Origin of the sequence: Pseudonocardia nigra (assembly GCF_019396355.1) — a bacterium.
In the GTDB taxonomy this organism is placed as follows: domain Bacteria; phylum Actinomycetota; class Actinomycetes; order Mycobacteriales; family Pseudonocardiaceae; genus Pseudonocardia; species Pseudonocardia nigra.
Map to the genome: position 1 here is coordinate 1 of NZ_JAHKRK010000281.1, position 8,203 is coordinate 8,203.

The 8,203-nt window shown below is 70.5% G+C and carries 8 protein-coding genes; 4 read left to right on the forward strand and 4 right to left on the reverse strand.

Annotated features, from left to right (window positions below; genetic code table 11):
• Positions 1-138: 138 nt before the first annotated feature.
• Both KME75_RS37620 and KME75_RS37625 read left to right on the forward strand, forming a co-directional pair.
• A complete protein-coding gene (locus KME75_RS37620; protein ID WP_308283436.1) occupies positions 139-795 on the forward strand; it encodes a metal-dependent transcriptional regulator in 657 nt (218 codons plus the stop codon).
• Entirely contained in the window at positions 795-974 is a 180-nt protein-coding gene (locus tag KME75_RS37625) for a hypothetical protein (RefSeq protein WP_219419715.1), read from the forward strand. Before KME75_RS37620 ends, KME75_RS37625 begins: the two co-directional genes overlap by 1 nt.
• 163 nt (positions 975-1,137) lie before the next feature.
• Here the strand turns inward: KME75_RS37625 and KME75_RS37630 are convergent, their stop codons facing one another.
• From KME75_RS37630 to KME75_RS37645, 4 genes are all read right to left on the reverse strand, one after another.
• On the reverse strand, positions 1,138-3,414 hold the full coding sequence (locus tag KME75_RS37630; protein ID WP_372452752.1) for a cation-translocating P-type ATPase: 2,277 nt from the start codon (positions 3,412-3,414) through the stop codon (positions 1,138-1,140).
• Between the two features lie 142 nt (positions 3,415-3,556).
• Positions 3,557-4,741, reverse strand: a complete 1,185-nt coding sequence (locus KME75_RS37635; RefSeq protein WP_219419716.1) for a ZIP family metal transporter — start codon at positions 4,739-4,741, stop codon at positions 3,557-3,559.
• The gene (locus tag KME75_RS37640; protein WP_219419717.1) at positions 4,741-5,793 is read right to left on the reverse strand and encodes a multicopper oxidase domain-containing protein; all 1,053 of its coding nucleotides are present in this window, start codon (positions 5,791-5,793) and stop codon (positions 4,741-4,743) included. The genes KME75_RS37635 and KME75_RS37640 overlap by 1 nt, the downstream gene beginning before the upstream one ends.
• Positions 5,793-6,497 (reverse strand): metal-dependent transcriptional regulator, encoded by a 705-nt coding sequence (locus tag KME75_RS37645; RefSeq protein ID WP_219419718.1) that lies wholly within the window; start codon positions 6,495-6,497, stop codon positions 5,793-5,795. The genes KME75_RS37640 and KME75_RS37645 overlap by 1 nt, the downstream gene beginning before the upstream one ends.
• Positions 6,498-6,728: 231 nt before the next feature.
• Between KME75_RS37645 and KME75_RS37650 the strand changes: the two genes are divergently transcribed.
• The gene (locus tag KME75_RS37650) at positions 6,729-6,875 is read left to right on the forward strand and encodes a hypothetical protein (RefSeq protein ID WP_219419719.1); all 147 of its coding nucleotides are present in this window, start codon (positions 6,729-6,731) and stop codon (positions 6,873-6,875) included.
• Positions 6,876-6,995: 120 nt separating this feature from the next.
• Positions 6,996-7,838, forward strand: a complete 843-nt coding sequence (locus KME75_RS37655) for a transposase family protein (protein WP_219419720.1) — start codon at positions 6,996-6,998, stop codon at positions 7,836-7,838.
• Positions 7,839-8,203: the final 365 nt, after the last annotated feature.

The window sequence follows — 8,203 nt, forward strand, 5'->3', positions numbered from 1 at the left end:
TCTACGCCGTACTCCGCGAACTCCAGACCCTGCTCGGCATCTGGACCGGCGCCTGCCGCACCTGCCTGCAACCCGTCCCGACGCGACGACCCCACTCACCTAACTCGACCTAACAAAGCCCTACTAGGGTGCTGCGGGATTCAACACACGGAAGCCGTTGAGGACTACCTCAAGACCATCTTCTTGTGCTCTACCCGCGGCGGTCCGGTGACGACGTCGGTGGTGGCCGGCGAGCTGGGGGTCGCGGCCCCGACTGTCTCGGCGATGTTGAAGCGGCTGGAGGTCAATGACCTGGTTCGCCGCTCGGGTGATCACCAGATCGTGCTGACCGAGCACGGGACGCGGCATGCGCTGGGCATCGTGCGGCGACACCGACTGGTCGAGGTGTTCCTCGCCGAGGTCCTCGGCGTGCCGTGGGACGAGGTGCACGCCGAGGCCGAGGTCCTCGAGCACGCCATCAGCGCCCGGCTCGAGGAGCGGATCGATGCTTTCCTGGGGCACCCAACACGGGATCCGCACGGCGGCCCGATCCCACCCCGGTCCGGGCAGCACGTCGAGGACTGGGCCAGCCCACTGGCGGACGCACCGGCGGGCAGCCGGTTTCGGGTGGAGCGGGTGAGCGACCGCGACGACGCGCTGCTGCGGCACCTCGCTGAGCTGGGGGTGCGCCCGGGCGCTGTTCTCGGCGTGGCCGAGTGGGCGCCCTTCGGTGGCCCGTTGTGGGTCGAGATCGACGGGCGTAAGCAGCCCCTGGGTTCTGGGCTGGTCCAGGCGGTGCACGGAAGGACGATCTGATGACTGCGATGACGGGCGCATCCCGGCGCGACAAGATGGCCACCTCGAAGGGCATTGTCACCGTCCGCCGTCCCGAGGTGACTATCCTGCTCGCCGCCGTTCTCGCCGCGGCCGGCGGCCTGATCCACCTGGCCGTGGTGCGCCCGCACCTTGGTGAGGGCCTCGTCCAGGGTCGGTGACGATGGCGTAGTGCAGGCCCTTGTTCTCGAGTCGGGCCCGGATCGTGGCGGCGGGTTCGTGGGGGCGCAGGGTGGACGGCCCGGGCTAATTACCTCGCCCGCTGCCGCGGCAGGTTTGCCTCGTTCGGCTGTCCACGAAGCCTTTTAGATGGCCGGCCGTCTGTTATCCGGTCAGGCGCTGGGCGAGCAGCTGCGCGGCGGTCGCCAGGATTGCGGCGGTGAGCGCGATGCCCCACTGGTGTGGGAGTAGGGGCCGGCAGCCCACGATTCGGCTTATCCCGGGCACCTGTACGGCCACGGCGAGCAGCAGCAGCGAGCCCAGCGCGGCAACCGCGACCAGCGGGGTGCGGCCCCGTACCGCGAGGGTCTGGCCGTGCTGCGCGCCGACCAACGCCACCAGACCTGTGGTGCTGGCCTGCCCGGGGGTCCCGGTGGGCCGGGCGAGCAGCCAGGCGGCGGCTGCGGCCGCGGCGGTGGCCACGGCCCGCAGGTAGATGTCGCGGGTCAGCGCCGCTCCCAGCGCGGCCTCGGGGCCACTGGCGAGGAGCTGGTCGGGGCTGACGTCCGGCGGCGGGCGCACCGCGACCGCCATCGCCGGCAGCACGTCGGTGAGCAGGTTGACCAGCAGAAGCTGTCGGGCGTTGAGCGTTTCCTCACCGCTGAGCAAACCGGTGAGCAGGGCGTAGCCGATCTCACCGAGATTGCCGCCGAGCAGGATCGACAACGCGTCGCGCACCGAGGTCCACATCGCGCGGCCCTCGATGACCGCATCGATGATGGTTTCGATGAGGTTCTCGGTGATCACGACGTCGGCGGCCTGTCGGGCCGCCGGAGTGGCGCGCGAGCCCAGCGCGATGCCGACGTCGGCGATGCGGATGGCCGGTGCGTCGTTCGTGCCGTCGCCGGTGACGGCGACCACCCGGCCAGCCTGCTGCAGCGCCCGCACGATGTGGGCCTTCTGCGCCGGGCTGACCCGGGCGAACATGCCGGTCTGCGATGCGAGGGCGGCGAGTTCCTCGTCGTTGAGACCGTCGAGCTCTGCGCCGACGACAACCCGCCGGTCGCCCAGTAGGCCGAGTTCGTCCGCGATCGCCCGCGCGGTGCCCGGATGGTCCCCGGTGATCATCATGACCTGCACTCCCGCCGCGTTCAGCGTGGTGACGGCCCGGGCGGCGGTGGGCCGGACCCGGTCGGCCAGCGCGAGCAGACCGCGGTATTCGAGGTCATGGACCCGGGCGTCAGGAATGTCGAGCGCGTCGGGAACGGGGCGTTCGGCGACCACGAGCACCCGGTGACCCTGCTGGGCCAGCCGCTCAACCTCAGCGTCGACGGCCCGCCGTGTCTGCCTGCTGAGCGTGCACCGCGGCAGCACCACCTCGGGCGCGCCCTTGACGCTAAGCAGGTGTTCGCCCCCGGACCGCGACAGCGTCGCGTGGTAGCCGCGGCCGGATTCGAACGGCCGCTCGGCGAGGGCGGCGACAGTGCCGTCGCCCTGCTCTGGTGAGACCCCGAGCCGACGCGCCTCCTGCAGCACCGCGCGGTCGGTTTGGTGGGCCACCTCGTGCTCGGGCGACTGCCATGGGCTGGCCAGCGCGGCGGCAGCGAGCACCTGCCGCAGGGGCGGGGTGAGCGCGTCGACGGGTCTGCTCTCGGCTCCGTCGGATACCACGGCCACGCTGATCCGGCCCTCGGTCAGGGTGCCCGTCTTGTCGAAGCACACCATGTCCACCCGGCCGAGCGCCTCGATCGTGGAGGGGTTGCGGGTCAGCACCCCGCGGGTGGCCAGCCGCCGGGCCGCGGCCAGCTCGGCGACGGTGGCGACGAACGGCAGGCCCTCGGGTACCGAGGCCACCGCCAGGTTGACCGCCCGGCCCAGCGCGTGCGCGACGCCCTGTCCACGCGTCAGGTCCACGGCCAGCAGTCCTAGCCCGGCCCCGATCGAGAAGCGCACGGTGCTTTTCGCGAGGACGCGCAGTCGGGTCTGCACCCCGGTGGGTGGCGCGGTGCCCTCGCTGGCCTGGGCGGTGCGCCCGCTCTCGGTGCGGTTTCCCGTGGCTACCACGACGGCCACCGCCCGGCCGGTGACGACGACTGTGCCCTCGTAGAGCATGGAATGCCGATCGCCGAGCCCAGGTGCAGCGGTGGGTTCGGTCGACTTGACCGCGAGGACGGACTCACCGGTGAGGCTGGATTCGTCGACCTCCAGCTCGGGTGCTGCGAGCAACCGGCAGTCCGCCGGTACGACGTCACCGGCCACCAACTCGACGACGTCCCCGGCCACCAGATCGTCGGCGCGGACCTGATGGTCTCTGCTGTCGCGGCGGACCCGGACGGTCCGGGCGCTGTGCGGGTCAGCCGGCGCAACTCCCGGTGCGTGCCCAGCCGCTGCGCACCGCCGATCAGGGCGTTCACCCCGGGAGCACCCGTCGCGCAGCCGGATAGTACGGCGGCCACCGCCGTGATGCCCGCGCCGACCAGCACCGTCCGACGGTTCAGCTCGCCACCAGCAGACCCCTGGTGGGGGTCCTGCACGGTTGTCCGGTCCGGATGAGCAGTCACCGGGCGGTCGACCGGCTCGGTCATCAGGCGGCGACCGCCAGCCCGGTCACGTACATGATCAGCACCCCGGCGGCCACGCCACCGATCGCCCGCAGGTCCAGGCCGCCACCGGCCCGTTCCCGCAGGCTCGGCACGATCTGGACGATCACCTGGATGATGGCGCCGACGCCGACGCCGAGCAGGAACGCCGAGAGCTCGGCGTTGTTGACCGCCGCACCGAGCAACGCGCCGAGGATCGCCGGCGCACCGGCGACCAGCCCGAGCGCCAGCAGCCGCGGCACCGACGGTCGCTGGTCGGTGAGCGGGGCGACGATGGCGATGCCTTCGGTGGTGTTGTGCAGCGCGAATCCGATCACCAGGGCGGTGCCGAGGGCAAGCTCGCCGACGGCGTAGGCCGCGCCGATCGCGAGTCCCTCGCCGAGGTTGTGCAGCCCGATCCCGACGGCGATCATCAGTGCGAGCCGCCATCCGGCCCGGGCCTGGCCGCCGGCGGCGGGCTGCCGTCGCCCGCGCAGCCAGCGGTCGATCCCGGTGAGCAGCAGGAACGCCAGCGCCGCGCCGAACACGACCAGCGCCGCACCGCCGAAGGCGCCGCCGGTGCCTTCGGCGAGTTCGACACCCTCCGCGGTGCCGTCGACGACCAGGTAGGCCAGCAGCCCGACGGTGACCGCGAGCAGCACCCTGACCACGCCACCGCCCGCGCGGCGCAGCAGCGGCAGGAACATCATGCCGAGCAGCACCGGAATGATCCCGACGTAGGTGCCCAGCAGCGCCATCGTCCCGAAGAAGCCGGGTCCGGCGCGCGGGGTGGCGACGGCCGCGGGGATCTCGTGCTCGATCACCGCCCCGCTGGAGGTGAGCAGCGCGATGACGTAGGGCTGTCCGTCCTGCCAGGGGTAGTCCAGCCGCAAGGTGGCGGTGTCCAGGCGTCCGATCGGCTCGGTCGCGCCGGCGACATCGACGTAGGCGTCGTTGACGAACACCTGCGCCACCTGCACCGGGTCCGGGCCGGTGTTGCGCACGGTCAGCTCGATCGCCCCGGGGCTGAGCACGGTGCGCTCCGCCGCGAGCTCCTCGATCGGGGGGCCGGCGCGCTCGGGCAGGCTGCGTCCACCCAGGAGGGCCAGCGCGGCCAGCGCGGCGCCCAGGAGCAGGACCGCGACCAGGCCGAGCACCCACACCGGTGCGGTCTTGGAACGGACATACATCAGTCCACCACCTCGAAAAAGCCCATCCAGCCCAGCTCGGCGAACTCGGTCTTGTGTGCGTGGAACATGAACTTCCCGGCATGGGGAAAGCGCATCTCGCAGATCCCGCGTTGGCCTTGGGCCTGCATGATGGTGTCGGTGAACTCGGCGGGTTCGAGGCGGGTGCCCGTGGGGTAGTAGTCGAAGAAGTTGCCGTGCAGGTGGAAGCTGTTGATCGGGTCGTATTCCAGGATGTTGACCAGGTAGACCCGCACCAGCTCGTTGCGCTTGACCCGCACCGGTTCGTGCATGTAATGGAACGGGATGCCGTTGACCGCGTAGAGCTGGTTGCCCTCGGCGTCGAACGTGGTGTTGTAGCCGTGCATCACCATGATCATCTCGTCGGCGGGTGGCCGGCCCTGCTTGGGGTCGATGATGAAGGTCCCGTACATGCCGCGGGCGATGTGCTCGGCCAGCGGGCTGACGTGACAGTGGTAGAGGTGCAGCCCGAACGGCGCCGCGTCGAACTCGTAGGTCACCTTCTGACCCGGCTCGATCACCCCCGGCCCCACACCGGGTATGCCGTCCATCTCGGCGGGGTGGATACCGTGGAAGTGCATGGTGTGCGGGTGTGCGGAGCCGTTGGTGAAGCTCACCCGCAGCAGGTCACCCTCTGTGCAGCGCAGCGTCGGGCCGGGAATTCGGGAGTTGAAGGTCCAGGCCGGGAACTGGACTCCGGGCGCGACCTCGATGTCCTCATCGCTGGCGAAGACGTCCCATTCCCGCAGCACCCGCCCGTCGGGCAGCGTGGAGACGGTGCCGTAGTCGAAATCGCGGAGGAGCTCGGTCGGGTTGAACCCGTTGGCGGCGTGATCCACGGTGCTGTCCTGACGGAACGTCGGGCCGCTCACCCCACCGCCGTGCCCGCCGTCGGCTCCGCCGCCGAGCTCGTGCCCGCCGGCGTACGCCGTCGGGGCCGGCAGCAGGCCCCGCGCGCCAACTGCCAGGCCCGCCGATCCGACCAGCGCACCACCGAGGAATCGGCGCCGGGATGCACCCGAGGTCGTAGCCATCAAATCGTCCTTCCGTGCACGGCCTGGACCAGCCCGGAACCCAGGGGCTGCTTACGCCCGTCGATCTCGACCCACAACGGGCCACCGAAGGGCGCCCACTCGGCCACGCCGAGCACAGCGCCCGGGCGCACCCCCAGCTCAGCGAGGTGACGCAGCAGCGCATCGTCGCGGTCGCTGACCCGTTCCACCCGGAACCGGCTGCCCGGCGGTGCGTCCGCCAGTGGGCTGGCCCAGTCCTCGACGTGCTGCCCGGACCGGGGTGGGATCGGGTCGCCGTGCGGATCCCGCGTCGGGTGCCCCAGGAAAGCGTCGATCCGCTCCTCAAGCCGGGCGCTGATGGCGTGCTCGAGGACCTCGGCCTCGGCGTGCACCTCGTCCCACGGCACGCCGAGGACCTCGACGAGGAACACCTCAACCAGCCGGTGCCGCCGCACGACGCCCAGCGCATGCCGCGTCCCGTGCGCGGTCAGCGCGATCTGGTGGTCCTCCGATCGGCGAACCAGGTCATGGGTCTCGAACCGCTTCAGCATCGCCGAGACGGTCGGGGGCGCGACCCCCAGCTCGCCGGCCACCACCGACGTCGTCACCGGGCCTCCGCGGGTAGACAGGGCGAAGATCGTCTTGAGGTAGTCCTCAACGGCCTCTGTGTGCTCTATAACGCAGCACCCGAGCCTCGTGCGAGAGTCTTCCTTAGCCGCCAGCATTGCGGGGAGGTTAGAGCACTCTAAGCCCCTCGCACAAGCCCGGCGACTCGCACGGGCAGGAACCGGTGGGCAGCACAGCTACCCCGCGGCCCACGCCCGGCCAACCGGTCGTGACGCTCGCTGAGCTGACGCTCATGCTGTCATCTGAACAGAAGCACCTCATCCGCAGGAACGACCGCGCGCGGCACCTCCGTCTCCCAGACGATCGACACGCTCCGGGCGCGCGACGCGGTGCTCGCCGGGCTGATCGCCGCTCTGGCGGTGTTCCTGCTGTACGCGATGTTCCTCGACCAGGGGGGAATCCTGGCGCCGTTCTTCGGCGTGGACGCGTCGAAGCGGACACGTGCAGTCGAGCTCACTGAAGTGATCTCAGCATGATCAGTAGGACTTGCGGGGTGACACGCCCATAACGGGCAATCCGGACAGTCGCAGCCAAGGACGTGGGGTCCTCGATAGGGAGTTCTCACCACAAGATCCATCCCTGGACGAGGACCCCACGTGATCGCTTATCGTGCCATGCTCGACGTTCCCCGTGAACTTGTACGGGAGGTGGCGAGGTTGTTGCGTGCGGAGCGACGAGCCCGCGGCACCCGCGCCGGATCCAGGGCGTTGACTTGCTGGAACGAAGCGCTGCTGGTGTTGGCCTGGTTCCGCAACCAGGGCGACATCGCCCTGGTGGGCGCCGGGTTCGGGGTGTCGCGGGCAACGGCCTACCGCTACCGCGACGAAGTCGTCACGGTGCTCGCCGAACAGGCCCCCGACCTGCACGACGCGCTTGAGGAGGTCGCCGCCCAAGGCTGGTCGCACGTCGTACTCGACGGCAAGGTCTTCCGCACCGACCGCTGCGCCGAGACCACGCTGTCCGCGAAGGGCGAGACGATCAACGCCTGGTACTCCGGAAAGCACCGCGCTCCCGGCGGCAACATACAGGCGATCGTCCGCCCGGACGGGCTGCCGATCTGGGTCTCCGACGTCGTGCCCGGACACCAGCACGACATCACCTGCGCCCGCGTCGCCGGCATGCTCGGCGCCCTGTACTGGTCGGCGTCCCAGCTCGACCTGCCCACGCTCGCCGACTCCGGCTACGACGGCCCTGGCCAGGGCATCCACACCCCGATCAAGCAGCCCGACAACGGGCAAGTCCTCGCCCCGGCCAACCAGGCCTACAACACGCTGCTGCGTTCGGTCCGCTGCCGCGGGGAACGGGGCTTCGCCCTGCTCGCCGGCCGCTGGCGAGCCCTCCGACGCATCACCGCCAGCCCGCGCAGAATCGGCGACTACGCCAGGGCCGCACTCGTCCTCACACACATCGAACAACTTCAACTACGCACTTCTTGTTGAGATCACCTCACTCCACGCTGAACCAGCGACTGTCCACGGCCACCCACTCCTTCAGGGATGACCCGCGGCACGACGCCCGCTCCGGGTCTCTTGGCTGGGCGTGGCCCGCAGCACGCATCGGGGGGGTGTCGGGAAAGGGTCGTTTTCCGACGATCACCGACGTCGACCGGATGCCGCAGGTCGGGCTTGTCGGCGAGTCGCGTCGGGAATCAACGTCGGCAAACCCTGCTGGCGCTATCCTCGATCTTTCGTAACGACCGTGCTGTGATCTTGGGTCGCTTCTGTTGATCTTCTTGGTCGTGTCGCTGGGGGCGGGCGCGTGGGATCGCCGGCTCAGCGGGGTCTGCCGGTGCTCCGGTCCCTCG

What these genes read in the sequence shown, in the direction of transcription:
- KME75_RS37625 (WP_219419715.1), top strand. Translation starts at nt 795, where the DNA reads ATGACTGCGATGACGGGCGCATCCCGGCGCGACAAGATGGCCACCTCG.
- KME75_RS37635 (WP_219419716.1), bottom strand. Translation starts at nt 4,741, where the DNA reads ATGTATGTCCGTTCCAAGACCGCACCGGTGTGGGTGCTCGGCCTGGTC.
- KME75_RS37640 (WP_219419717.1), bottom strand. Translation starts at nt 5,793, where the DNA reads ATGGCTACGACCTCGGGTGCATCCCGGCGCCGATTCCTCGGTGGTGCG.
- KME75_RS37645 (WP_219419718.1), bottom strand. Translation starts at nt 6,497, where the DNA reads ATGCTGGCGGCTAAGGAAGACTCTCGCACGAGGCTCGGGTGCTGCGTT.